This window comes from Leucobacter aridicollis (genome assembly GCF_013409595.1).
GTDB classification, from domain to species: Bacteria; Actinomycetota; Actinomycetes; order Actinomycetales; family Microbacteriaceae; genus Leucobacter; species Leucobacter aridicollis.
Map to the genome: position 1 here is coordinate 1 of NZ_JACCBD010000001.1, position 24,969 is coordinate 24,969.

A 24,969-nucleotide genomic window follows, 5' to 3' on the forward strand; every position below is an offset into this window, starting at 1 on the left:
CGACATCGTGAGCCCGCGCGGCGCGACGTTTTGCAGGACGATGAGCGCCTCGAACTGGGCGCCGGAGAGCCCGTGTTCGTCCTTGATGCGTGCGGAGAAGTACTCCCACAGGCGCCGCTGCCCGATGAGCAGGAGGCGCCAGAGCTCTTGCGTGTCGTGCGAGGCGAGCATGTGGGTCTCCTGTGGTGGTGGGGGTCGAATCGCTGGCGAGAGCGGCGCCGGTCGGCGCCGGGGCTACGCGCCCAATTATCTCAGCGTCTGTCCAGTAGCGCTCTGACCCGTCACTGGACGAGGTGTGGGTTGTCGGAGAGGTCGAGCACGAGCTTGCCCCGCGCCCGCCCCGCGTCGAGGCGACGATGGCCCTCGACGATCTCCGTGAACGGGATTGAGGTCGTGGGGGCGACAAGGTCGCCAGTGGTGAGTGCGGCGAGCAGCTCAGCCAGCACGGTACGGTCGCGCCGCGTCCGTACGAGCGGGATCCCGTGCGAGGCCGCAGTTTCGGGGACCAGGGTGATGGCCTGTTGGCCTCCGGCGAGCAGCGCCGCGGCATACTCGCCGGCCTCGGGCGTTCCTGCGAGGTCGATCGAGGCTGTGACACTCGCGGCGCCGGCGACGCCGGTGATCCGATCCGCGAGGCCGGGACCGTAGCTCACCGGGAGGCCCCCGAGGCGTGTGACGTGGTCGTGGTTCGCCGCGGAGGCCGTGCCGATGACGCGCAGGCCGCGCGCGTGCGCGAGCTGGGTGAGGATCGTGCCGACGCCGCCGGCGGCGCCGTGTACGACGATCGTGTTGCCGGCCGCCAGCTCGAGCGCGCCCAGCGCGGTCATCGCCGTGCTCCCGACCCCGCCGATCCCGGCGGCCGTATCCCAGGAAATCGCCGTCGGCTTGGGGATCAGTCGGCTGGCATCGGTGACGACGAGGTCGCTGTTTGCGCCCTGGACGCCCCACCCAATCACCGCATCTCCGACCTGCAGGCCGGCATCGCGGGTCTCGGCGATCACGCCAGCGAACTCGGTGCCGAGCGCCAGCGGGACGGTCCCGCCGAAACTGCCCGAGCGAATACGTGCGTCGACCGGGTTCATTCCCGACGAACGGACGGCGACGCGCACCTCACCCTGCGCAAGGCCTCGACTGGGGAGGTGTTCCAGCTGGATGACCTCGGGCGGGCCGAAGTGCCGGACGATTGCGGTACGTGCGTGAAGTGACATGGGGGTTCCTTGGCGTTCGAGCCGCGCGACTGATGCGCACGGGGTGTTTTCTCTGTAACTACAGGTAATTGGCAGACATTCCCGATGCGGGAATGGGAGTCGTCTATCTGTAGTTACAGGTAATTGAGTCCGCGAGAGGAAAGAGGAATCGCTCATGACAAGCACCGTCCAGGAACCGCAGGCAGACGGGATCGACCTCACTGGCCGACGCGTCGTTATCCCCGGGGGCACCGGCGCCGTCGGGGAGGGCATCGTGCGCGCCTGGCTGCGAGCCGGCGCCGAGGTCATCGTGCCCTCCCGCACCGCAGAGCGGGTTGCCGAGTTCACCGACGTGCTCGGTGACGAGGCCAACCTGGGCGGGCTGCACTTCGTCGTCGGTGACTATACGACGTTCGACGGTGCCGAGACGCTGGCCGAGCAGATCACGCACGAGTTCGGTGCAATCACTGACGTCATCGCATCAATCGGGGGCTGGTGGCAGGGCAAGCCGCTGTGGGACGTGAGCGAAGCTGAATGGGACCGCTACTTCGTGGGGCTCACCACCGCGCACGTCGCCCAGGTGCGCGCGTGGATTCCGCGGCTCCCGCAGGACGGAAGCTACCAACTCATTCTCGGCGGCAGTGCCACGACGCCGGTGCCTGGCTCGTCGATCATCAACATGGAACAGGCCGCTCTGCTCATGATGCGGCAGGTACTTGCCGCCGAGGTTGGCGAGCAGCGGCGCGTCACCTCGTTGGTGCTCGGGCCCGTCGCCACGAGGCTCAGGCATCGAGTGGATCCGACGTGGGTCTCGAGCGAGGAGGTCGGGCTCGCGACCGCCGCGGTTGCCGCCCAGCCAGCGGTCTCGGCGGTCGACCTGGAACTGCGATCCAAAGCCGACCTACGCGAACTGCTTCAGCGGCTCACCGGCTCCAGTGACTCCGGCGAGGCCGGCGAGCCGGCCGGCCGGCCGGGTGACTCCACCGAGAGGGAGGCACGCGCATGACCGCGACGGACACCACCGTGCCCCGCAACGTGCCGACACTTGCGGGTCGCCGAATCGTCATCCCAGGGGGTACCGGCGGTGTCGGCGAGGGCGCCGTTCGGGCCTGGCTGCAGGCCGGCGCGGAAGTGATCGTGCCGACGAGAAACGCGGCCCGGGGCGCGGAGCTCCGACGCATGCTCGGTCAGGATGGGGGCCGGAAAAGCCTGCACATCATGGAGATTGAGTACGGCACGTTTGGCGCGGCAGAGCGCCTCGCGGCAGCGGTCCGCGAGGAGTACGGCGAGGTCACCGACGTCGTCGCGTCGGTCGGTGGCTGGTGGAGCGGCGATGGGATCTGGGCCGTCACCGAATCCGAGTGGCAGCGGTTCTTTCTTGAACTGGTCACCACTCACGTCGCCCTGCTGCGCGCGTTCGTCCCCGGGCTGCCCACGGGTGGCACGTACTCGCTCGTGCTTGGCGGGTCGGCGTTCACTCCGGTCCCGGGCTCCGCGATTATCTCGATGGAGCAGGCCGCGCTGCGGATGATGCGGACGGTCGTCGCGGCCGAGGCCGAGGGCAGAGTCGGCGTCCACGGCCTGCTGCTCGGACCGGTCGCGACGCGACACCGGCCGTATGTGGACGCAGACATGATCACTGCGGATGAGGTCGGCAGGGTGACGGTGGGCTACGCCGCCGCGGCGAACGCGTCGTCCGAGGCCGTGCTGCGCACGCACGCCGACGTCGCGCGCGAGCTCGAACGTGTTGGCTACCCGCCGCATCTCATCGCGGACGCGAGCTCCGAACCGGTTCGCCCGGCCGTCCCGCCGGCCCGGGCCGAGGCCGCCTGGCCGCCACTCCCCGCGGAGCTCGAGGCGCTGACGCTGAGCGCCTCGGACGCGCTGTATCCGAGCGTCCGGTCGAGCTACATGCGGCAGGGCGCACCCCGAGCGGTGATCCGACCGCAGAACGACGAAGACGCCGCCGCCGCACTCGCCTATGCGGCGCAGGTCCGCCGTGAGGTGGGTGACGACGTGCCACTCAGCGTTCGATCCGGCGGGCACGGCATCGCCGGGACGTCAACGAACGACGCGGGGATCATCATCGACCTCGGGCGCCTCAACGCGGTCGACCTTCGGGATCCAGGCAGCGGCCTGCTGCGCGTGCAGGGCGGCGCCCGCTGGGGCGACGTCGCACAGGTGCTCACCCCGCACGACCTCGCGCTGACCACGGGAAACTTCGGCGACACCGGCGTCGGTGGACTGGCGACGGCCGGCGGACACGGGTACTTCGCTCGCTCCCAGGGCATGACCCTTGACTATGTGCGTCGCGTGAAGCTCCTCACCGCTGACGGAAACGTGAGGTGGGTCGACGCGGAGCACGAGCCCGAGCTCTTCTGGGCCGTGCGCGGCGGCGGCACGCAGGTCGGCATCGCGCTCGAGTTCGAGTTCGAGGTCCCGCGGCTCCACTCCAACGGGGGCCGCGCGAACATCATTCACCAGGAGATCCAGTACGTCGTCGCTGACCTGTCGGACTTTGTCGAGGCGTGGGGGCAATGGATGCGCGAAGCCCCGCGCGAGGCGGTGAGCTTCCTCATGTTGCAGCGGGGGCGTGCCGGCGAGTTCGTCGTCGCGGGCCGCACCGTGTGGGCTGGCGACGACATCGGCGCGGCGACACCCACGCTGCTGGCAGCGCGGGAGCTCGGCGCCGTCGTACACGAGTCCGTGCAGGCGCTCTCCTACCCGCAGATCATCCCCACACCGCACAGCCAGCACACCGGCCAGCAACGGATCCAGATGCGCAACGCGCTCGTCGACACGGTGAACCGGGCCGCGGGCGAGGCGCTTGAGTCGGCGCTCATGCATCCCGTCACCGCGATCGGCGAGTTGCGGGCGCTCGGCGGCGCGGTGAGCGACGTGCCTCGGGAAGCAACGGCGTGGGCCGCGCGCGAGCAGGAGGCGTTGCTCGGGATCTGGGCCAACCCGGCTCCGCTCGGCGTGATTGACACGGCATTCTCAGGGCTTCAGGGCATCGCGACGGGAATGTATGGTGCGTACTCTTCGGACACGCGGGCAGCGGCGGCTCGACTCGCGTGGCCGGGGAGCACCGGTGAGCGCCTCCGAGCGGCGGCAGTACGCGCCGACCCGGAGCACCTGTTCGACAGGGGGCTCACCGTGCGAGAGGCGTGAGCCAGGTCAGTCCCGGGGGAGCAGGCCGATGGCTGCGACCTCGGCGCAGAGGTCGTTCATCTCGGCGAAGAGGGTGAGGAGAACGTCCGCGCTCAGAACTCGGGCTGCGTCCTCGAGACGGTGACGAAGGTCATCGCATGTCGCCTTGGCAAGGACCGCTCGTGCCATACGGATCGGGTCAGTCTCGCGCTCGGTCGCAACCTGCAGCAGCACGGCGATCTCCGCGACCCCAGCCAGGATTGCTGTGAGGTCAGCCGCGAGTTCCGGGTCGGTCGTTACCGGGCGATGCGGTGTTGCACCGGCCTGGCTTGGGCCGGTCGCCGTGATGCGGTGGTCTAAGTTCTGGAGCATTCCCGCTCCTCTCCTCCCGCTGCCTCGTGCTGCGGGATGCTTCAGTGGTGCTTCGCGGACGTCTCGGTTGTGACCGGACTGCCGCCGATTGCAATGCTTGCAGCAAGAGGAGGCCCTAAACGAGAATCCCGGGCCTACGGGACGCAAATGCGTGATTGAAGCTCTCCGAGTGTGTAGTGCGAGGCGGCTCGTTAGGTGGAGATCGACGCGGGCGTGCGCGTCGGGAGGGGCGCGGAAAATATCCTGGAATACACCGGTTTCAGAAGGGTGCCACGGTGAGTATCCATTGCTAAAGTAACTGACAAGCTGCCACCTGCGGTGGCGCTACCAGACAAAAGCCCAGACTGGAGCATCACACTTGAGCGCACGGAATCTCGCAGTGAAACGTATCGTCGCGGCGCTGGCGCAGGGGCGGGACGTCGAACTTATTGGTGCACCGGGGAGTGGGAGAACGACCTTTCTGGGCATAGTCGCGAAGGCCCTCGAAGATGAGCACTGGACGACGCACCAAATTCACGGGCGAGAGGCATACAGGGCAGTGCCGTTTGCGGCGCTCTCGCTCTCGGGCCTTGTGGGCGAGGTGAGTGGCGGGTCAGCGAACTCGCAGCTCTTTGAAGCGGTTGATTATCTGGCGCGACATATCGACTCTGCTCGGACTGCAATTCTTATCGACAACGTCGATCAACTCGACGACGCATCCTGGGCGGCACTCGTTGCTCACACCGCCTCACAACCGAACACCCGAATAGTTGCGTCGCGCGCGCGAACGGGCGGAGCGGAGGACTTGAAGCATCGGCTGCCTGGTCTGACCGTCGAGTTACCGCCGTTGACCTACCGGGAGCTCCGTGCATCGGTAGAACAGAGGCTTGGAGCTCCGCTCGACGATGTCTCACTAGGGTTGATATTTGCTCGATCTGGAGCCTCAGCGGGCCTCGCGCACGACGTCCTCGACGCTGCAGTGCTCAACGGACAGCTCCGAAAGGAAGGCAACGAGTGGGTCGCGCAATCAGGTCTGTGGTCTGAAGAGCTGGCTGGAAGCATCGAGGCATTGCTAGCGCGCCTGGATACTGCAGAACGCGACGCCATCGAGATTCTTGCAATCGCCGGAGTTTCCGACCTTGACACGATGCTCGAGCTCGTTTCGTGGTCTGTGGTGGAGGTGCTCGAAGCGCGGGGTCTTGTCCGCGTGCATCCCGTGAAAGGACGGTTGCGCATCGGTGCCCACCCGCCGATCCTCGAGGATTACTTCAGGCACTTGCCAACCCTTGCGCGCAGGAGCCACTTGAGCGGTCTCGTCGCGAAAGCTCTGGGTAACGGGGGTGACACGTTAATGAACGTTGCCTCGAACGTCGACGAAGCTCCGACGCCGGAGAATGCGGTCATTGCCAGGCTGTTTCAGGAGCAGGCAAACACGCGTATGCAGGTCGCAAGGTCCGATTGGAGCCTCGCGCCGAGCGCGCAGACGGCCCTTGCCGCCATCCGCACGATGATCAGCGCCGAACTGCCAGACGCCGAGATTGACGCGGTATTCGCGACTGAGCTGCCGTCCGGACAGGACAAATCCACCGTGACCCAGCTGTCATTGCGGCGTGCAGAATGGCTTGCCTACGCGCATGGCGACCTCGCTGCCGCGCTAGATTTGTTGGATCGCACACGGTTTTCTGATAGCAGAGAAGCCCGGATGGCTGACGCTGCCGCTGTCTCGATCGAGCACGGCCTCAGTCGTGTGCCGGTCGGGTATGCAGAACGACTCGAGGTGAGCGCAGATATTCCCGCTGAAGTCCAAGTGCGTATGCTCCGCACCCTCGCGAGCATTCAAACTTCTTCGGGCGACTTCCGTGGTGCCTCGCAAACGATCAGCCGAGCTGAGGGGACGATGCGTGAACTCGAGGACTTCGCAATCGACTCGCTCCGGGGTGTCGCTCATATTGGGCTTGGCGAGAGTGCCGAGGCTATCAGATGGGCTCGACGCGGGTTCTCACAAGCCATCACGACGCTCGACGTCGACTCACTTCGCAGCCATGCGGCGGTGCTGATCTATGCGCTTGAGACGGACGGGCGATATGCAGAGGCGGAAAACGTTCTAGCGACGGTGCTGCCGCTCACCTACCCGCCGCGCACGGTTGCAGCGACGGCTTCGAATGTGGCGATACTGGGGTGTGCCGCTTTGATTGCGGCACGACGCGGGCGGACGTCCCAGGCGCAACGCCATCTGGATTCGGTCCGGCATGGGGGCCGTGTCGACGCCCCAGCCTTGCACCAGTCCGTGATCGAAGCCGAGGCGCAACTATTGATAAGCGCGAATCACCGAGACACGGCGGCAGCGTTGCTATGGGAGCGCGGAGGAGATCTGAGTCAACGGGGCTTCAGTTTTGCTGGAACGCTGTTGAAACTCGGCTCTATCGAGGTGTTGGCGGATTCCACCAAACTCGCCGAGATGTCTGCGGACGTCGAAGCCCTCGACAGTCGGTTCGTTGAGACCTACTACTCGGCGCTTCGCTACTTCGACGAAGAGAGCGATGTCGATCCAGTTTCGGTCGCGCAGGACGCTGTCGAGGCGGGTCGGACCGGCCTCGCGCTCAGCGTGCTTGAGCACGCAATAGCGGCGGCTCGGGCCGAAGACGCTGACGTGCTGCGCGCCGTTCGAGATCGGATCCGGGCAGAGCATGCTGACGTGGTGTTTGAGGTGCGGCGGTTCCAGCCGGACCGCGCTCGCCTGACTGACCGCGAGGCAGAGGTGGCGCAGCTTGTGGTGGCCGGGCATTCGAACGCGGAGATTGCGACGCGTCTCGTTCTAAGCGTCCGCACGGTGGAAAGCCATATTCGGCGCCTCACGCGGAAACTTGGTGTCGCTGGGAGGCACGAGGTGAGGGACGCGATCCAGAAGCTACAGGCTTGACGTCAGTAGGCTCCTGAGCTTCGGAGCACAGCACCAAGGGTGCGTCCGAGAATCCGTAGATCAAAGCTGATCGAGCGGTGTGAAACGTACTCTAGGTCGAGTTGCACACCTTCCTGCCAGCCTAAGTCGCTTCGGCCGGTAACTTGCCAGAGACCCGTTATTCCTGGAGGTACAGTGAGTCTCTTACGCTCGAGATCCGTGTAGGTTGCGACCTCGGACGGCAGGGCGGGCCGCGGGCCGACAAGACTCATCGTCCCGTTCAGCACGTTCACGAGTTGTGGGAGCTCGTCGAGTGATGTCTTACGAAGAAAATGGCCGACCCGGGTGACCCTTGGGTCGCGTTTGATCTTAAACAGTGGCCCCTCGGCCTCATTAGCGGCGGCGAGGGACGCCTGTTGCGCTTCGGCATTGGTCACCATTGAGCGGAATTTCAGCATCGTGAAGGGCTTCCCATTCTGCCCAACACGGACCTGCCTAAATACGGCCGGACCGCCGTCTTGAAGCCTCACTGCGAGCGCAATCAGGCCAAGTAGGGGAGCGAGGGTGATGAGCGCGGCACCCGCGATGGAGACGTCAAAGCAGCGCTTTCCCGGCGGAATAAGCGTGGGCGCGGACTGTTTCCTGCTGCGCACGATCGAGATAGCGGTGCGCTCGGCGCACAGCAGGCCGTAGCCGAGTGCGAGCGACGCGAATATGGCGCCTCGTATGTCGTAGCCGTCGCCAATCAATGCGAGCGTAGCCACCGTTCCAACAGTCGCAAGACTCGCGCCTGTTACCGTTCGGAGTTCACTACCAAGGGCCGGTCGCGGTCGCGGATCGTACGCTCCGGCAACAAGCAGGGACATCACCCATACGCCCGTCAGTAACAGCGCGTCGATTGCTAGCTGTGGGTGTTGAATGGCAGCCAGGATCGCTGTGCCGTTGTGCGCTGCCAGCATTGCCGACACCAGAAATGGCGATGCGAACAACAAGAGAGCCTCGACCGCCGCTAGTGCGGAGCGCGCGCGAAAGTTCGGCGCAGTCGTGGGAACGAGTGCGGCGGCCGGGGCTTGCGGCCGAACATCGATCGTGGACATTCCAGTGTTCCTTTCGTGCTCTCCGGCTGGGCGCGGCTATTTGTCTTCGGGGAGGACTTCGTTCTGCTTTCCGTTGTCGACGACATCCGCGTCCGCAGAAGTCACGACCTGGTTCCCGCTCGAGGTTTCGACGAACTCGATGGTCGACACGCTCTGTGCTTCGACCCTGTTGATCGAGCCATCGACGACCAGGGTTTCCACCTCTCCCTCGGCAACGATGAGAGAGTTCACGCCCGTGATCTCCAGGCGAGCGCAGTCCTTCTCGACAGTCAGGATCGCGTTGCTAGCCTCTGCCTGCGCGAGCCCGTCGACACATTCGACTGTTTGCCTTTCGGGGACATAGCTCGACACCTCTTTTGTCTCAGCCTGGGCGTTACCGCCCGTCGCGGACGAGGTGCATCCTGCGAGTGCGGCGCTGAGCGCAAAGACGGTTGTTGCCGTGATGACTGCTGTGGTGTGCTTCATGGGAGCTTCCTTTTGGTGTGGGTTAGGCGGGTTGGAGAGACAGTGACATCCAGTCACGAATCTCGGAGGTGAATCGGTTGGTGCTGAATTCGCGGGCTCGTTCGCGGCAGGCAAGGCCCGAGAGGCGGCTCGCCGCGGTGACTGCTGAAGCGAGTGACTCGTGCGAAAAGTCGTGAACCGAAACGCCGGTGACGTCTTCGAGCATCGACTCAGACGCGCCACCGACCGCGTTGACGACCACGGGAGTGCCGAGGGCCATCGCCTCGACAGGCATGATGCCGAAGTCCTCGACCGCGGGAAACACATACACGAGCGCGTGTTGCATGAGCGCCGCAACCATCTCGTCGGATGGGCGCGAGACAAAGATGACGGGCGTAGAGCTTTCTGCCGCGTACGCTCGCAGCCTCGTCTCGTCGGGGCCGGAACCTGCGAGCACGACCGGTACGCCCGCAGCGGCACCGGCGTCGATGACGCGGTCGAGCGCCTTATACGGTACGAAGCGGGAGGCTCCGAGAATGTATGTGCCTGGCAGGGCTTGGAATGTCGCCGCCTCAGTAGCGCTCAGTGCATCGCGCCAATCGCCACGCCGGGACAGTCGTGAGATATCGACCGGAGGATAAATGACCGTCGCGTCAGTGTCCCAGACACGCCGAATTCGGTTGCGCACGAACTTGCTGTTGGCAGCGACATTGCGATTACGGCGGGCAGCGTGCCGATCGATCGTCCGGAACGTGGGGGCGACCGCTCGGAGATACCACGACGAGGCCCGGCCATCGAGCTCCGGTTCCCACAAATACCGTGCCGGAGTATGCACGTAAACGAACTTACGTTCTGCTGTCACGCCAGCGACCTGCGCGTGGTGGGCAAAGAGGTGGGAGCTAATTAGAGACCAGTCGTATTCCCCAACTCGTAGTTCACGCCACACGTGCGGCATGAACGGCATTGCCAGCGCCTTCTTTCCCCGGACTGGGGTGCGGGACAGGGGGCTCTCGATGACTCGCCTCGGATAGCGCCCCGGGGCATCATCCCAGAGGCAGTAAATGTCGGCTTCAGGGGCCAGATCCGCGAACGCGTCTAGGACGCGCTCAGCTCCTCCGACGCGTTCAATCCACTCGTGGACGATCAGTCCGGTCATCATGTCACCTCGAATGTAGTCATCTAGTATTTCAGAATGTTAAATACCAACAACCCCAAGAGTAGCCGCGCTGCTCACAAGATGCAATGCAGTATGCTGAAATTCTACTTTGCCAACATTGGCTAACGCTCGTGTTAATTGGGTGTGAAATCCGAAATTTCAATTAGATAGGTAGGTGGTTATGGCCGCTCACCGAGACTCGGTCGCGCAACGTCCGCTGCTGAGGCAGCACGTCTACGACAGGCTGCTTGAGAAGCTCATCGATGGGACGTTGGCCCCTGGCATGCGCCTGCGGGACGACGAGCTGGCGGGGATGATGTCTGTATCCCGCACCCCTGTGCGGGAAGCAATCGCCCAGTTAAGCGCAGCGGGCCTCGTAGAAACCGCGCCGAACCGGTATACGCGGGTGACTGAGCTGTTCTCGCCGGAACTCCCCACGATCTTGGATACATTCGAAGCACTTTGTGCGCTCGCGATCGCAAACGCGGCGCCCGCGTTGCGCTCCGTCCGGGGCATCGACGCGGAAGTAATGCTCTTCAGGATTGAGCGGGAACTCACCGAGAACCCGTTCGAAGCAATGATTATGATCGGACGGTTCTGCGGGCGCTATGTGACATCCCCAACGCTGGTCCAACTCATCGAGGTGGCCCAGCCACGGCTGCTTCGGATAGCTGCGCAGCGTCCCGAAGTTCTCCGCGCGCGAGAGGTGTTGAGTGCCGCCGAACGTGCGCTCGAGGCGCTCAGGCGATGCGATCCGGTGACGTTAGGCGATGAATTCTCCAAGGGGTTCGCGGCGATCCGCGAGGGCATCATTGGCCTCGCCGAAGGAGCGTGGCTGAACGCTCAGAGTTCAATCTGAGGAGCTCTTTCCAGTGTCGACGATTCTGATGTCTCTAGGCGGCAAGCGCGCGGACATCCTCGATCTCGCGGCATAGGAGCCGCATCTCGCCGAGCAGGTGTTGCGTCGAAGCCCAATCGCGGGACGCTGCGGCTTCGAGCGCTTGATTTCGGAGATCGATGCAGGCAACGCGTAACTGCCGAACGTGGGTTCTTCGAATTGCATCCGTTTCAGCGCGTGAAAGCGAGTCGAGCGCAGTGCAGATGTTGTGGACTCCGTCTGCGGCAATGGCGACCTGCCGAGAGAGAAGTGATGCGTCGACATCTGCACAGGGTGCGCCCTCAGCATGCCCCGTGATGCGCTCGGTTTTCGGGTTCTTCACCAGCATTGATCTCTCCGTCCAGCTTGGAGTTCGGGTCCAACGTGCGATGACAAGGCCACCAACGACACTCCGTTAGTGTGCCCATCACCGCTGATTTGTCGGCTTTCGAGCGGTTCCGACTCGGCGGTCTTGGACCCTGACGGGCGATGCTCGAGAGCACATACCTATGCTTCCACGCGACACGACGCTGGAGTCAGGATTGGGCGCCGCAGGGTGAGAGTTGCGCGAAGACAAGCCCCAATGCGGGGCGGCGCCTCCTGTACGTCAGTGGCGGGCGGCGGGAACGTCAGTGGTGTCGCCGCTGAGTAGCTCGGGACGCCAGCGCCAGCCTTGAAAGGTCAGTGATATGGCCCCATAGGCGTCCCGCCCGGGTGGCGAGAGCGCCCGTCAGGCTTCGTCTTGCCAGAGCCTGCGGTAGGGCAAGGCACACGCCTGCCACTTCGCGAAGCAGGTCGCTGACGCCCCATGAGGCCCCATTCAGCCGGTGCCGCGCAAGCAATGCCGCATCGCTCCGCGCATCTTCGCAGCCCTGTAGAAAGAGCTCTCGGGGCGTCTCGCGACGTCGAAAGTGGAGCACGGACTCTGGTACGAATTTGGCCCGATAGCCAAGATAAGCGGCGCGCCAGGAGAAGTCCACATCTTCGCTGCGTTCGAGGTGTTCATCGAATCCACCGGTCTGTTCGAGCACGTCACGCCGGACGCCAAGGCTGCAACTTGAGGCGAACGGAAGATGATGAAACTTGGTTGGAAGGCGGTGGACATTAATTTGTCCCCACTCGTTAAGCCCGGTGGCGTTGAGTCGCGCGTATTCCAGTGTTGTCCCCACGACATCGGCACCCGATTCGAGTGCGGCCACAATCCCGGCTGCCCAGCCTGGCGCAGCCACGTCGTCAGCGTCACAGAACAGCACGAGGTCTGCGTCGCATGCGGCCCACCCGATGTTTCGAGCAGGGCTTCGCCCACGCCGAGCCGACGAATCAATGGCCCTAATCGTCCAAGCGCTCGGCCAGGAGACGTCGCCGGCGAGGCATCGAACGGTCTCCAGGTCGGACCCGTTGCAGCTCAGCAACAGCTCGATCGGTCTGCCCGCAAGGCCCTCCTGGGTAGCGAGCGCATCGAGTTGTTCAGAGAGAAACCGAAAGTCGGGACCGATTGGCACGACTATTGCGACAGTACTCATGCTTCCGGTACCAGGGGAACGTGGCGGCGCCACGCAAGTGAACGCAGGTGCCCCAGCGCGCGCCCGGACCGGGCCGCGAGCTTCGCGCGCTGCATCGGGCCGAAGGGCGCAAGCGGAAGAGCAGCAACAACCGCTGAGAGCTCGCGCACGATAACCCACGGGGTCCACCGAGCTCCATGGCTGCGGTGGCGTGCGTGGACACGTAATCGAAGCTCGCGTCGTCTCGAGCTTGCACATACAGGTCGCGCAGCGTGATACGTCGTCGTACGTGGAGCAGCGCGCCGGCAGCGAATCCAACTGTCAGGCCTGCGTAGGCGGCCCGCCACGAAAAGTCGACGTCTTCGCATCGCTCGAGGCTCTCGTCGAATCCTTCAAGGAGGTCCAAGGCTGCTCGCCGTGCGCCGAGGTTGCCGCTTGGGGCGAACGGCAAGTGACCGAACTTTATTGGCAGTCCCTGCATGTTTTGGCCCCAAGTGGCGATGGGGCCGTGGTTGAGCCTCATGTAGTCGTACTCGCCACCGACGACGTCGGCGTCATCGAGTGCCTCAGTGAGAGAGGCGGCCCACCTCGGCGATACCACGTCGTCGGAGTCGCAAAACAGTATGCGTTCGGCGCTTGCGAGCCGCCACCCGGCGTTTCTGGCGTAGCTTGGGCCACGGACTGCCGAGGCGTCGTGGACCCGCACTCGCCAGGCGTGTGACCACGCAACCTGGCCGGCCCACTCCGCAACAGCGCTGACGGCGGAACCGTTGCAGCACAGAATCAACTCCATCTCAGCGCCAGCCGGCACTGCTTGGGCCGCGAGCGCTTCAAGCTGCGCAGGCAGATGGTGGCACACTGGGCCAACTGGTACGACCACTGCGATCCTCATTCGCGTTCCCCCTGGGTGGCTGCTGAGCTCGCGCCTGGTTCCGAGGTGCCTCCTGCGAGCCACTCACGCAGCTCTTGCGCTAGCGTCGCGTGCGCCGCGCGGTAGGCAGCTGTGCGGGCCGCAATGCCACTTCGAACCGCGGGTTCCATGCTTCGCAGAATCTCCGCGGTCATCTCCTCGCTGCTGCTGGTGGCGGTGAGCCGGGGCCGCTCATCAGCAACACTGAGCCAAAAGTCGTCACACTTGCTTGCATACGGCAGAGGTGTCGCCGGCACGCCGGCCGCGACCGCCGCTATCGTGCCATGCAGCCGCTCCGAGACGAAGGCGGCGCAGCCCGCGATTCGGTTCATCATCTGGACCACATCGCCATCGAACTCGACCACCTCGACGGGCCCAAGATGAACGGCAAGCTCTGCGTTCACGGGGGCATCGGCGTCGGTCATCTGGAAGAGCACGATGCCGTACCCGAGGATGTCGGCTGCGGAGCGGACTGCCGCCGCAACGGCAGCGACAGAGAAGCGGCTTGAGCCTTCGGAGCCGAGGCTGAGCCCGATTACGGGCCGCGTGATCGGGCTCAGCCTCACGACGTCCGGGTAAGCCAAGGCCGGATCGCCCACAACGGGGGCCCAGCCGATCTCACGGGCGAACTCGCGCTGAGACAATGGACCGCGGATTCCAAGTGTGCGTAGCCCACTGTTCGCGCGCCACGCGTTCCAGTCTTGTGGCTGGGTGCGGAGTGTGAAACTGTCATCCGCAGCTGCGATTCCCGCGCCCGCAGAGAAGACGTGGTGCGCCCCAAACATACGTTGGGCAAGTCTCGTGTGGTTGGCCCACGCAGCAAACCCGATGGTGGTGCCGCCGCCGAGCAGGATCGCGCGGTCGCGGCCTAGAAGCTTCGCGCGGTCGGCGAGAAAGCGCGGCGCGCGGCGCATGAGGTACTTCCGCAGAATGAGGGGAGCCTTCACGTCTAGCTTTCGGCCGAGCGCCGCCCGCCAGTAGTCATAAATGAGTTCGTCTCCGAAGTTTCCCTCGCCTTGCCAGCCGAGATAGACAAGCTCGCGGGATCGAATGCTCATGGGGAGACCTCCTGTTGGGGTGACGGGGTTGGGGTAGTGCGCGTGGGGTCGGCCGCAGGCGTCGTGGCTTCGCGCGGCGAGCGTCCGCGAAGCGCTGGACGCCAAGACAGTAGCTCGGACCTCACCGGGCGGATTAGCGCGCACATGAGCGCGGTCGTCCCGAGGCCAACTGAAATGCTGAGCGCCAGGAGGGTCGTTGGCGGGAGCCCGAAGAATTGCGTGACTGCGGTTGTTGCGCCGGCCGTAGCGGCGATTACGGACGGCCATATGAGCGGTGTGAAGACATCGCTGTAGCAAAGGGACGAGTTCCGCACCGCCAGGAGGAGAGCTGGTGCAACGCCAACGACTGCAGAGATGCTTACGGCGAGGGCGACGCCAGTTGCGCCGTGCTTCGCTCCCATGATGATTGCGACAATCGTCGCCAGTGCTACCGCGAGAACCAACTTCGTCTGGGCGCTAACCCGGCCGTTGGACACAAGAACCCACGAGGTTCCGAAAACGAGTGGGGCGGCGAATCCGATACCCGACAAGAGGCGCATGGTGTCGCCGGATCCCCGCCAGGCCGACCCAAAGACCAGCGAAACAAGATCCGGTGCGACCACGACGAGGATCGCCATCGTGGGCCAGAGCGCGAGCACAAAGACGTGAAGGGCACGCCGAAAGAAGGCCGCGTAATCTTTGGGATCATGAACGAGCCGGCTGAGGATTGGGAGCACCACACGCTGCAGGGGGGCGCTGAGCTGGCCGAGTGGCAGCTGGACGAGCTGCATAGCCTGCGAATACAGCCCGGTGGCGAGCGCGCCACTTGTCGCGGACAGTAACACCCGGTCGAGGTTCTGGGAAAGGTAGCGCGTGGTCTGGGTCGCTGCCATATTGAGGCCGAACCTTACATAGGGACTGGAAGATGCTCGGGATGACGGCCTTCCTGGCCACCATCCGCCCAGGCATTGCATGCCGATGAAGGTGAAGAGTGCAACCGTCGCTGCCTGCCAGGCGAGGCTGCCCGCCCCGAATCCAGCTGTTGCGAGCGCGATTGCCGTTGCGCAGCCGGTGGCCGAGGCGAGGAGCTCCACTCCAGCGATGAGCGTAAAGCGCAGCGATCTGGCGAGGAGCGCCTGAGGCACGGCGGTCATGCCCGCAAGCAGCAGAACGGCCGCGATGAGGGGTGCGTACCTTGGCAGACGGGGTTCTGACAGCGCCTGCCCCAGCGGGGCTACGAGCACGAGAAAGAGCGTCGCAATAACGGCGCTGATGCATGCACTGATGTAGTGCACACGGCTTGCAATCTGGGGATTCAAGTCGGTGCGTTGCAGCACAGCCGTCGCGAGCCCGGAACCGCGCAGCACCTCCGCGAGAGTCACGAAGACGAGCATGACCGCGGCGAAGCCATATTCGGCAGGCCCGAGGATGCGGGCAACGACTACTACTGTGCCGAATTGCATAAGAAATCGCAGCGCAGTGGAGCCCGCGGTCACCAGGCCGCCCCTCAACGCGGCTCGGCCGAGCTCGGCCGACGACTCGAGAGTTCTCATTGCCACCTTTCACCAAACTCATATTTCAGTATACTGTAGGGACAGAGTATCAGGTAGGAGGTGTGTGTGACAGTTTTGGGTGCGATCTTCGCGGCGCTGCTTGCGGTGAGCGTCTTTAGGCGCTCGCTCTTCCCGTGGGTGTTCGCGTCTTCGGCGGCATTTCCGTTTTCAGCAGCGATGCAACTCGGCGGGAATTCACTTTCGCCGTTTCACCTCGCCGCTGCGCTTGCCACGACCTTTCTCATCGCCGACACTGCTTCCTCGCGACGCACACCTCAGCAGGAGGGACGTGCGGGGAGGTTCGCCTTGGGCGTGTTTGCCGTGTGGGCCTCCGTGGTCACCTTGCTTGCTCCGCTGATGTTTGGTGGTGTGCGGGTATTGAGCGCTCGCGCCGGAATCGATGCCGCAGTCGACGCGCTTGATCCGCTTACCTACACCGTGTCGACGATTGCGCAACTTGCCTATGCGCTGCTGAGCGTAGGTGCGGTGCTGTACCTCGGCAGGACTCGGATCCCTGCGTCGCTCGCGTTTGTCCCGTTTGGTCTGGGCACGGTGATTGCGGGAGTGAACTATCTGTGCAGAATGGTGGGACTGCCGTGGCCGAGCGAGCTCTTCGACACGTCTGTCAACGTGATCTACGGCATCGCGCATTACCGCGGCGGGGTGTTTAATGAGCCATCCGAACTCGCCGGATTCTCGGTTGCCTCTTTTGCGCTTTTTGCAGTCGGGGCGTTCTGCTCGCGCGGGAGGCGCCGAGTCGTGCTCGCGTCCCTTGCAGTGCTCGCGGTCGTCAACGCACTCAACTCTCAGGCGGGGACGGCCCTCGCGAGCCTCTTCGTGGTTGCGGCGCTTCTGAGCGCGTTGGCAGCGTGGCAATTTGTCACACGAGGGAATGGCACAGTGGCAATGATCATTTTGGCTGGTCTAGCTGCGCTCGCATGGATCGCCTGGGGCGACGCGCTCACCTCGTGGGGCGCGAGCATCTTCTTGAACAAGCTCGACAGCAGCTCGTTTTCCGTGCGGACCGCGAGTGATCGGATCTCTCTTCATATCGTGTCGCAGACCTGGGGGCTTGGGGTGGGGCTTGGCGCCAACCGCCCATCGTCGTTTGCCGCGATGATGCTGTCTTGCACCGGAGTGATCGGCGCCGCTGCCTTCGCTGTCTTTCTGTTTAAGATCTGCGCTACCGCGATGCGGTCGTCGCTCGGGTTGCCCGCGGCCTGGGGTCTCATCGCCATGCTGTGCGCGAAAACCATCAGCCTCCCGGACCTCACTACGCCTGCGATGTGGGTTCTCATCGCCGCGTGCGCCAACAGTGCGTGGCAGGCGCACGAGCCGCTACGCACCGCTCGTCACACACAGTTTCTTCACCCAGGGACAGGGGAATCACATGGACCTCAAGGACGTCATTCGAACAGTACGCCGACGGTGGGTTTCGATCCTGCTGATCACGCTCGCAGGCGCCGCCTCCGCGCAGGGCGTCACGCTGCTGTCCAAGCCTGACTTTGCGGCGACCGCGGAGTTGTTCGTTGCGACCCAGGGCAACGACTCAGTTGGTGACCTCAACCAAGGCAATACCTTTGCGCAGGGGCGAGTCGCTTCGTACGTGACACTCGCGACAGGAGACCGGGTGTTGGGCGCGGTAAGCGAAGCCCTCGACATACCGGTCGTCCAGCTCCGTGGACAAGTGAGCGCAGAGAATCCTGCAAAGACGGTCCTTATTGATGTGCGCGCAACAAGCCCGGACGGGGGAGAATCTGCTCGGATTGCGAACGCGGTCGCCGATGAGCTCGTCGGTCTGGTTGCTTCGGTTGAGAACGGTGAGCAGGAAGGCGCGTCGCTAGCGCCTGTCTCGCTTACGCACGTTCAGGAAGCAACGGTGCCGCACCACCCCTACTCCCCGAATCTCAGTAGGAACATAATGCTGGGAGTGGTCGGGGGTGCACTTCTGGGGTTCTCGACGGCGCTCCTCCGAGATCGTTTCGACACCCGGCTCCGAGGGCGTGACGATATCGCTGCAGTGACCCAGGCAAGCGTGCTTGGCGAGTTCTCCTCGGAGGCCGCCAGCGGGCAAGACTTAATCCTCAAGGATCTTGCGAGCTACAGCGGCCGTACCGAGGCCTATAGGCAGCTCCGAACACATCTCCAATTCATGAACGTTGACGGGGGTGTTCGATCGATCCTGGTCTCGTCGTCGATTCCGGCTGAGGGAAAGAGCACGACCGCGGCGAATCTCGCGATCACGCTCGCAGAAGGAGGAGTGCGCGTGCTCCTCATCGACGCGGACCTTCGGCGACCAAAGATAGACAGCTTGTTGGGGCTCGAGCGCACTGTTGGCCTCACCACGGTGCTGACGGGGAGAATCGGGCTCGCCGACGCCGTGCAACCTGCGGGCCCCAACTCATCGCTTGTCGTGCTGACTTCGGGAACCGTGCCGCCGAACCCGAGCGAACTCCTGGCCTCAGCAGCGATGGAACGGTTGCTGCATGCAGCACAGGAATCGTTCGATGTCGTGATTGTTGACAGTCCCCCACTAGTCGGCGTGAGTGACCCGGCCGGCCTCTCGACGCTCGTGAGCGGGGTGCTGCTGGTCACGAGCGCGGATGGCAGGTTGCGCCGCGAACAATTGACGTATGCGCTCGAGCAGTTGTCTCTCGTGCGAGCGAAACTGTTTGGTCTTGTGCTCAATCGAGCAGAGGTCGAGCGCCGGAAGGGCTACTACGAGTACGGCTATGAGATTGCGGAACCGCCGAAGCATCTGGGGCGGGGGCGACGTCGGGCAGCGCGAGTCTAGCGGCGCTAGAGGAACTGCCCGGAAGTGGACCCGAGCGGCTTGAAGGAGAAACGCGATGAGCAGTGATCAAATACTTATCGTCTGCACGGCGAATGTTTGCAGGTCCCCGTTCGTTGAAGCAGTCTTGCGCGGAAGGTTCAGCATGGGAGCGAACCCCGACATGATAGTTGAGAGTGCCGGAACCCGTGCTCGACCCGGCGAGCCGATGGCCCATGGGAGTGCTGCCATGCTTCGCGAGATGGGCATAGCGCCGGACCCGGGCTTTGCCGCGAGACAGCTGAGCCCGGCCATGATCGCTAGCGCAGACGTCATTTTGACGATGACCCGCGAACACCGAGGCCAGGTGCTTGACCTTGTGCCAGCCGCACTTCGGAAGGTGCTGACGCTCAAGGAGCTCGCGCGGTTTGCGCCATCGCCGACAACGGACGCAGCGCCGGCTTGGCCTGAGGCCGCGGCCGGAGCAATCGCGGAACGCGGTAACCATCGAGAGATCGCTAATTCTCTCGAGCTCGACTTGGCCGACCCGTTTGGGCAGGATAGGGAGGCATTCGAGCGGATGCAGCGGGACGTGGTGGGCATAGTCGCGCAACTGAGAGAGAGACGATTGCTTCCTTAAACCCTGCAGAGCGACGGTGGTATACTCCCGATATATCAGAATGTTCAGTGTGATTGGAGCCCCGTGCCTGTTCCCTCCGCCCCTGCGGCCATGACTCACGCCCGCGTGCTGCTGCGTGATACCGTGCGCGACCGCATTCGAAACGCGATCATGGACGGGACGCTTGCGCCCGGCGAGAAGCTCAACGACAAAGAACTCCAAGACTGGCTTGGTGTGTCACGCACCCCAATTCGCGACGCGATCAATGAGCTCGCGAGGATGGGCCTCGTCGAGATGGAACCCAACCGCTTCACGCGCGTCGCGAGCCCGACCCAAGAGGACACCCTGGCGTCGCTTCAGACTCTTGGGGTTCTCTACTCGGGGGCACTTCGCTTGGCGTTGCCCGTGCTCGATGACGAGACCGTTGGCAGGATAGCGAGCCGCATTGACCTCATCGCCCAGGCCGCGACCACCGACGACAGTGCCGCAATTCGAGAGCTCGCGTTCCCCACATTTGAGATGTTTGTGGCAGCCTGCGGGAACCAGCCGCTCATCAGGCTCTGCAGGGAGTCGACTGATGGGCTGGCATATGCCGTGCAATCGCAGAGAATCGTGGATCAGTTTGATGGTGAGACCGCGAATAAGGTTATGGCCCGACTAGCAGAGAACATTCGCGCGCGTGACGTCGAAGCGGCGACAAGTTCGCTTGAGGAAGCGTTTATGCTGCATCTCCCGGTTGGCGCGCACGCTCAGTAACTTAGGCGCTGGGGCCCGCTGCCACAATGAGTTCGTTCTCGATCCGTGGCCCGATCTCCTTCACGGAAAGCGACTCGGCCGTGAGCCTGGCATTCTTGGCGATGCGTCGAGCCTCGTCGGGCTGCGCGAGTAGGTGGCTGACTTGGCGAGCGAGGCCCCGGGCGTCACCCATGGTGTAGGTCGTGCAGTCGGAGCCCGGTGTCAACCATTCGATTGCGCCGGCATTTGATGCGGCAACGATGGGGGTCCCGGCTGCCATCGCTTCAACAATGACCTGACCGAAGGGCTCAGGCCGGAGACTCGTGTGAAGTGCGATGTCGGCGTCCCGCAAAGCCGAGGCGGGGTCTTCGCTGTGGCCACGAAAGTGTACGCGGGCAGCGATCTTGGGGTTGGCCGCAAGGGCGTGGAGCCTGAGTTCGTACTTGCCGTCTCCAGGGAATTGAGGCGATCCCACGATGTGAAGTTCAACGTCGTGTCCCGCGTCGACTAAGTGCTCAAGCGCCCTGAGAGCAATCTCTTGTCCTTTCCAAGCAGTGATGCGACCAAGCACGAGTAAGCGAGCTCGCCGATAGTTCGCTGCGTTCTCTGCTGAGACGCATGGCTCCGCGAGTAGTTCGTCCGGGACTGGACAAGGGAAAACAGACCACTGACGCCGGGCTACAGTGCCCGCCGATGCCCTCGTTAACGTTGAGTTTGCGAATCTGCGGTTCGGCAGCATTGCGAAGCAGAATCGCATGAACGCCGAACCGAGCAGCCCCCGTGCGGGGGGTCCAAGGAGATCGTGCGCGTGAAAGACTACGGGGATTCGTGCTAGGCGACCAGCGATGCCGCCGAGCACGTGTGCCTTCGCGGAGTGCGTGTACAGCACGGCGGCGCCCGATGAGCGGAGGAGTGCTGCGAGGTGGCGGCAACAACGGAGCCGCCCCGCTACGGAGCCGAGGGTCCCCCCTGGGAGGACGAAAGTCTTGATGCCGGAGGCCTCGACGATTGAGCGTAGGGGGCCGTCCTCCCCGAGGATAACGATTGGGTTGACCCGGTTGAAACCCGCTGCGATTCGGGCGAGGAAGAGTTCAGCTCCCGAGAGTTGAGCGCTTTGGGAAAACAGCGCGATGGTGTGCATTGGGGCTCCAGGGTGAGGTTCAGTTTTCAAGGGGGGGGGCAGTGCGCGATGGGTGTGCGAAAGGTCGATTGGTGTATCAGAATTTTTCTGTTCGTGATGGCGACAAAGTGTGCCACCGACTGCCGTGTTCGTGTCCGATTGTGCCCATTCTTCCCTTTGTTTTCTGCGATTCAGAAACCGCGCAGGCTAAGCTGCTGCGGAGGTCGCTTGACGCGGGGGCGCCGAGAACGAGGGTTTCTGATATGGTGATATTTTAGCAGGTCTGGCTCGAATGAAAGCGTTGGAACTGGACCCGATCTGCACGGAGGAACCAATGTGCGATTGCTCGTGGCATGTGGTCATTTCCTCCGTTGGGATGCTGGTGACCTCCGTGGCGATGACATCTTCTACGTGCCGTGACCATTTATGTGATTGTTGCGGTTGTGGTGGCCGCCCTCGGGCGAAGGGAAGCGCCGATGGCCGGCCCCGGGCGACGGGCTCGGTAGAGGAGCGGGCCCAGAACCAGGACGTGGAAGGGTGCGCAGGGCCCTGGGAATGTTTCGATAAGGTTCGCCGTCTGCGGCGCTGCAGTCGAGACGTCATAGGCGGCCCAATCGAACAGGCGGATGTGCAGTGCCATAGGGGCGGTCATAGCGACGGCTCGAAGTGAGCCAAAGCATACGGAGGAATACTGGCGAGCCGCATCCGTCGCTAGCGGGGTGAGGAGTGGACACAGGCGTGGGCCCCCGGAGGCTTGTCGCCGAAACCGGAGGCCCACGCCTGAGCGGTGGTGAGTGCGTTGGCTACTTCACGGTGAACGCGCGATCGAGCTGGAGAGCGCCATTCTTCACAACGATGATGTAGGTTCCCGCCTGGAGATCTCGATTCACGTCTGCAGACCAAGTTCCGTCGGCCGCAGCCACAGCGGAGCCGAGCTCATTGCCGGACTGGTTCGATACGAGCTGGACCTTTGCGCCCGCGTTTGCCGTGCCGGTGAAGGTGACGGTGCCGGGAGCGACGACAGAGTTCTCAGCTGGCGCTGTGACCTTGAGCGTCTCAACGACGGGCTTCTTCACGGTGAAGCTGCGAATGACGTCGGTTGAGCCGTTTCGGACGATGATCTTGTAGTCGCCTACGCCGAGCTCACGGTTGACGTCGGCGGTCCAGTTGCCGGTGGCGTCTGCAGTGCCCTCGCCGAGGATCGCGCCGGCCTGGTTCGATACGAGCTGGACCTTTGCGCCCGCGTTTGCCGTGCCGGTGAAGGTGACGGTGCCGGGAGCGACGACAGAGTTCTCAGCTGGCGCTGTGACCTTGAGCGTCTCAACGACGGGCTTCTTCACGGTGAAGCTGCGAATGACGTCGGTTGAGCCGTTTCGGACGATGATCTTGTAGTCGCCTACGCCGAGCTCACGGTTGACGTCGGCGGTCCAGTTGCCGGTGGCGTCTGCAGTGCCCTCGCCGAGGATCGCGCCGGCCTGGTTCGATACGAGCTGGACCTTTGCGCCCGCGTTTGCCGTGCCGGTGAAGGTGACGGTGCCGGGAGCGACGACAGAGTTCTCAGCTGGCGCTGTGACCTTGAGCGTCTCAACGACGGGCTTCTTCACGGTGAAGCTGCGAATGACGTCGGTTGAGCCGTTTCGGACGATGATCTTGTAGTCGCCTACGCCGAGCTCACGGTTGACGTCGGCGGTCCAGTTGCCGGTGGCGTCTGCAGTGCCCTCGCCGAGGATCGCGCCGGACTGGTTCGATACGAGCTGGACCTTTGCGCCCGCGTTTGCCGTGCCGGTGAAGGTGACGGTGCCGGGAGCGACGACAGAGTTCTCAGCTGGCGCTGTGAGCTTGAGCGTCTCAACGACGGGCTTCTTCACGGTGAAGCTGCGAATGACGTCGGTTGAGCCGTTTCGGACGATGATCTTGTAGTCGCCTACGCCGAGCTCACGGTTGACGTCGGCGGTCCAGTTGCCGGTGGCGTCTGCAGTGCCCTCGCCGAGGATCGCGCCGGCCTGGTTCGATACGAGCTGGACCTTTGCGCCCGCGTTTGCCGTGCCGGTGAAGGTGACGGTGCCGGACGGAACCGTCTCACCTTCTGCGGGGGTAAGTACCTCCAGTGCCTCGACTGGGGCGTCCTCTCGGTGGATCGTTACCTTGGCCGAAGTAACATTATCACCACGGCCGCGGACGCTAGCCTCCACCTCTACTGCCCCACTGGGCAAGTCGGCAACATCAACGGACCACGATCCGGACGCGGATACGACCGTGGAGGCAACCTCTCCGCCGCCCGTCGTGTTGCTCAGTGTCAGGTCGCCACCGGGCACACCACGCCCCTCTAAGAGAATAGTGCCGTCCGAGGTAACCGTGCCGTCTGCGGGCGACGTAATCGAGACCGGCTCACCATAATCCGGGGTGAGCTGCACAGTGTTTGGCCCGACGGTTCCTTGGCTTCGTTGGAGGACGTCTATTTTGTCGACTCCGCCCTTGTTGGGCGCGGGGGTCCTGACGCTAAAGTTGCCGTTCCACGATACTTCTGCCGAAGCGATCAAACTTCCAGCGCGGGTTACCTCGATTGTCGCCCCTGGCTCTCCGGTGCCCGTGATGGTCCCCTGCGCCGAGTTCGCGTGGGAGAAGGAGAAGTCTGCCGTGATGCGCGAGAGGGCCAAGGAGATCTCAATGTCCTGCTCGCCTGCGATCAAGCCCCCAACATAGCTCTTCACTGTGACAGCGAAAGACCCGAGGGGCAAGTTTGTGAGGGTATGCCTCCAGTTCCCGTTCGCATCTACAGAAACCTCGAAGCTTCCGCCGATAACCACCCGCGAATTTGGGGTTGCGCGGCCGGAGAGGGTGGCAGTTCTCTCGTGTGCGTTTGTGGATTCAACCTTGACTTCGAGCCCCGCCATCATGTGGTCGAGGGCTAGCATTGTCGCTGAACTTGTCGAAGAACTTGCGCGGTACTCTACCCAGAAAGGGTCTGCCGCGTGGTTCGTGTAGGTAGCGAGGCGGCCACCGGCGCTGGGTCGCAACTCCCCGTCGGGGTCGACTGCCCACCGCTGTGCAGGTGTTCCATTGCACGCCGCAAGCTTTGGGAAGTCGGTTGCGGTTAGGCACTGTCCATTCTCGTGCACGACTGGTCCGGTTGTGCCTGGACTCGGGATAGTAAATGTCTCGCTGTCGGCTTCTGCCGCGGCCAGAGTGGAGTATCGATAGCCCGACAGATTTCCCTGGGCCGAGAACTTCATGGAACCGAACTGAGACGTCAATTTGGATACAAGCTTACCTGTGAGGGAAGTTGAAGCCGCCCGGGCCGTGTCGGTTTCGTCGGAGAACGCGAGGGCCGGAGAACCTCCGGAAACAAGTCCGCCGAAGACCATTGCTGTTGTGAGGCCGACTAGCGTGGCCTTCTTTATCGATATTCGAGGATTCACGAGTTCTCCGCTTCGTTTATGCGTTCCAGTATTGCTGTGGGGTCGCCGGAGAGTTCAAGCCTTCACCGTCAACCCATTGCAATCTTGATATTACAACATTCTGAAATTTTAGGCAAAGAATGGTATTCATTCTTGCGACGAAC

The 24,969-nt window shown here is 63.5% G+C and carries 20 protein-coding genes and 1 pseudogene; 9 read left to right on the forward strand and 12 right to left on the reverse strand.

Going from position 1 to position 24,969, the window contains the following annotated elements:
- Positions 1-281: 281 nt before the first annotated feature.
- Positions 282-1,208, reverse strand: coding sequence for an NADP-dependent oxidoreductase (locus BJ960_RS00010; protein ID WP_185985742.1), 927 nt, complete (start codon positions 1,206-1,208; stop codon positions 282-284).
- Between the two features lie 154 nt (positions 1,209-1,362).
- On the opposite strand from BJ960_RS00010, the gene BJ960_RS00015 reads away from it, so the two are divergent.
- Both BJ960_RS00015 and BJ960_RS00020 read left to right on the forward strand, forming a co-directional pair.
- On the forward strand, positions 1,363-2,193 hold the full coding sequence (locus BJ960_RS00015) for an SDR family NAD(P)-dependent oxidoreductase (RefSeq protein WP_185985743.1): 831 nt from the start codon (positions 1,363-1,365) through the stop codon (positions 2,191-2,193).
- Complete coding sequence (locus tag BJ960_RS00020; protein WP_185985744.1) at positions 2,190-4,358, forward strand: SDR family NAD(P)-dependent oxidoreductase; 2,169 nt, start codon at positions 2,190-2,192, stop codon at positions 4,356-4,358. The genes BJ960_RS00015 and BJ960_RS00020 overlap by 4 nt, the downstream gene beginning before the upstream one ends.
- A gap of 6 nt (positions 4,359-4,364) precedes the next feature.
- On the opposite strand, the gene BJ960_RS00025 is transcribed toward BJ960_RS00020, so the two are convergent.
- Entirely contained in the window at positions 4,365-4,709 is a 345-nt protein-coding gene (locus BJ960_RS00025) for a hypothetical protein (protein ID WP_185985745.1), read from the reverse strand.
- Between the two features lie 379 nt (positions 4,710-5,088).
- Here BJ960_RS00025 and BJ960_RS17080 point away from each other — a divergent pair, with 379 nt between their 5' ends.
- Positions 5,089-7,608, forward strand: a complete 2,520-nt coding sequence (locus BJ960_RS17080; RefSeq protein ID WP_185985746.1) for a response regulator transcription factor — start codon at positions 5,089-5,091, stop codon at positions 7,606-7,608.
- Between the two features lie 2 nt (positions 7,609-7,610).
- On the opposite strand, the gene BJ960_RS00035 is transcribed toward BJ960_RS17080, so the two are convergent.
- Genes BJ960_RS00035 through BJ960_RS00045 form a run of 3 tightly spaced genes read right to left on the reverse strand, consistent with a single transcriptional unit; the run spans position 7,611 to position 10,287 of the window.
- Positions 7,611-8,684, reverse strand: a complete 1,074-nt coding sequence (locus BJ960_RS00035) for a sugar transferase (protein ID WP_185985747.1) — start codon at positions 8,682-8,684, stop codon at positions 7,611-7,613.
- A 36-nt stretch (positions 8,685-8,720) separates the two neighbouring features.
- On the reverse strand, positions 8,721-9,149 hold the full coding sequence (locus tag BJ960_RS00040; protein WP_185985748.1) for a hypothetical protein: 429 nt from the start codon (positions 9,147-9,149) through the stop codon (positions 8,721-8,723).
- Between the two features lie 22 nt (positions 9,150-9,171).
- A complete protein-coding gene (locus tag BJ960_RS00045; RefSeq protein WP_185985749.1) occupies positions 9,172-10,287 on the reverse strand; it encodes a glycosyltransferase in 1,116 nt (371 codons plus the stop codon).
- Positions 10,288-10,465: 178 nt separating this feature from the next.
- Here BJ960_RS00045 and BJ960_RS00050 point away from each other — a divergent pair, with 178 nt between their 5' ends.
- Positions 10,466-11,143, forward strand: a complete 678-nt coding sequence (locus BJ960_RS00050; RefSeq protein WP_185985750.1) for a GntR family transcriptional regulator — start codon at positions 10,466-10,468, stop codon at positions 11,141-11,143.
- A 34-nt stretch (positions 11,144-11,177) separates the two neighbouring features.
- On the opposite strand, the gene BJ960_RS00055 is transcribed toward BJ960_RS00050, so the two are convergent.
- The 5 genes from BJ960_RS00055 to BJ960_RS00075 form a co-directional block, all read right to left on the reverse strand.
- On the reverse strand, positions 11,178-11,510 hold the full coding sequence (locus tag BJ960_RS00055) for a hypothetical protein (protein ID WP_185985751.1): 333 nt from the start codon (positions 11,508-11,510) through the stop codon (positions 11,178-11,180).
- 280 nt (positions 11,511-11,790) lie between these two features.
- Positions 11,791-12,684 (reverse strand): glycosyltransferase family 2 protein, encoded by an 894-nt coding sequence (locus BJ960_RS17305; RefSeq protein WP_237463779.1) that lies wholly within the window; start codon positions 12,682-12,684, stop codon positions 11,791-11,793.
- Positions 12,629-13,555: a glycosyltransferase family 2 protein gene (locus BJ960_RS17310; protein ID WP_185985753.1), complete on the reverse strand. Its 927-nt coding sequence runs from the start codon at positions 13,553-13,555 to the stop codon at positions 12,629-12,631. The genes BJ960_RS17305 and BJ960_RS17310 overlap by 56 nt, the downstream gene beginning before the upstream one ends.
- Complete coding sequence (locus tag BJ960_RS00070; protein WP_185985754.1) at positions 13,552-14,631, reverse strand: polysaccharide pyruvyl transferase family protein; 1,080 nt, start codon at positions 14,629-14,631, stop codon at positions 13,552-13,554. The genes BJ960_RS17310 and BJ960_RS00070 overlap by 4 nt, the downstream gene beginning before the upstream one ends.
- Positions 14,628-16,163, reverse strand: a complete 1,536-nt coding sequence (locus BJ960_RS00075) for a lipopolysaccharide biosynthesis protein (RefSeq protein WP_185985755.1) — start codon at positions 16,161-16,163, stop codon at positions 14,628-14,630. The genes BJ960_RS00070 and BJ960_RS00075 overlap by 4 nt, the downstream gene beginning before the upstream one ends.
- 66 nt (positions 16,164-16,229) lie before the next feature.
- Here BJ960_RS00075 and BJ960_RS00080 point away from each other — a divergent pair, with 66 nt between their 5' ends.
- From BJ960_RS00080 to BJ960_RS00095, 5 genes and pseudogenes are all read left to right on the forward strand, one after another.
- Positions 16,230-17,666 carry a hypothetical protein gene (locus BJ960_RS00080; RefSeq protein WP_185985756.1) on the forward strand — a complete coding sequence of 479 codons (1,437 nt, stop codon included), beginning with the start codon at positions 16,230-16,232 and terminating at the stop codon, positions 17,664-17,666.
- Positions 17,611-17,754 (forward strand): annotated as a pseudogene (locus BJ960_RS17315) (hypothetical protein); the annotation flags it as partial. The gene BJ960_RS00080 and the pseudogene BJ960_RS17315, both read left to right, overlap by 56 nt.
- Before the next feature lie 15 nt (positions 17,755-17,769).
- Positions 17,770-18,957 carry a tyrosine-protein kinase domain-containing protein gene (locus tag BJ960_RS16495; RefSeq protein WP_307814722.1) on the forward strand — a complete coding sequence of 396 codons (1,188 nt, stop codon included), beginning with the start codon at positions 17,770-17,772 and terminating at the stop codon, positions 18,955-18,957.
- 55 nt (positions 18,958-19,012) lie between these two features.
- Complete coding sequence (locus BJ960_RS00090) at positions 19,013-19,573, forward strand: arsenate reductase/protein-tyrosine-phosphatase family protein (RefSeq protein ID WP_185985758.1); 561 nt, start codon at positions 19,013-19,015, stop codon at positions 19,571-19,573.
- Between the two features lie 90 nt (positions 19,574-19,663).
- Positions 19,664-20,308: a GntR family transcriptional regulator gene (locus tag BJ960_RS00095; RefSeq protein ID WP_185985759.1), complete on the forward strand. Its 645-nt coding sequence runs from the start codon at positions 19,664-19,666 to the stop codon at positions 20,306-20,308.
- A 1-nt stretch (position 20,309) separates the two neighbouring features.
- Here BJ960_RS00095 and BJ960_RS17085 read toward each other — a convergent pair whose 3' ends face one another.
- The gene (locus BJ960_RS17085) at positions 20,310-21,428 is read right to left on the reverse strand and encodes a glycosyltransferase (protein ID WP_185985760.1); all 1,119 of its coding nucleotides are present in this window, start codon (positions 21,426-21,428) and stop codon (positions 20,310-20,312) included.
- A gap of 782 nt (positions 21,429-22,210) precedes the next feature.
- Positions 22,211-24,097: an Ig-like domain-containing protein gene (locus BJ960_RS00105; RefSeq protein WP_185985761.1), complete on the reverse strand. Its 1,887-nt coding sequence runs from the start codon at positions 24,095-24,097 to the stop codon at positions 22,211-22,213.
- Between the last annotated feature and the right edge of the window lie 872 nt (positions 24,098-24,969).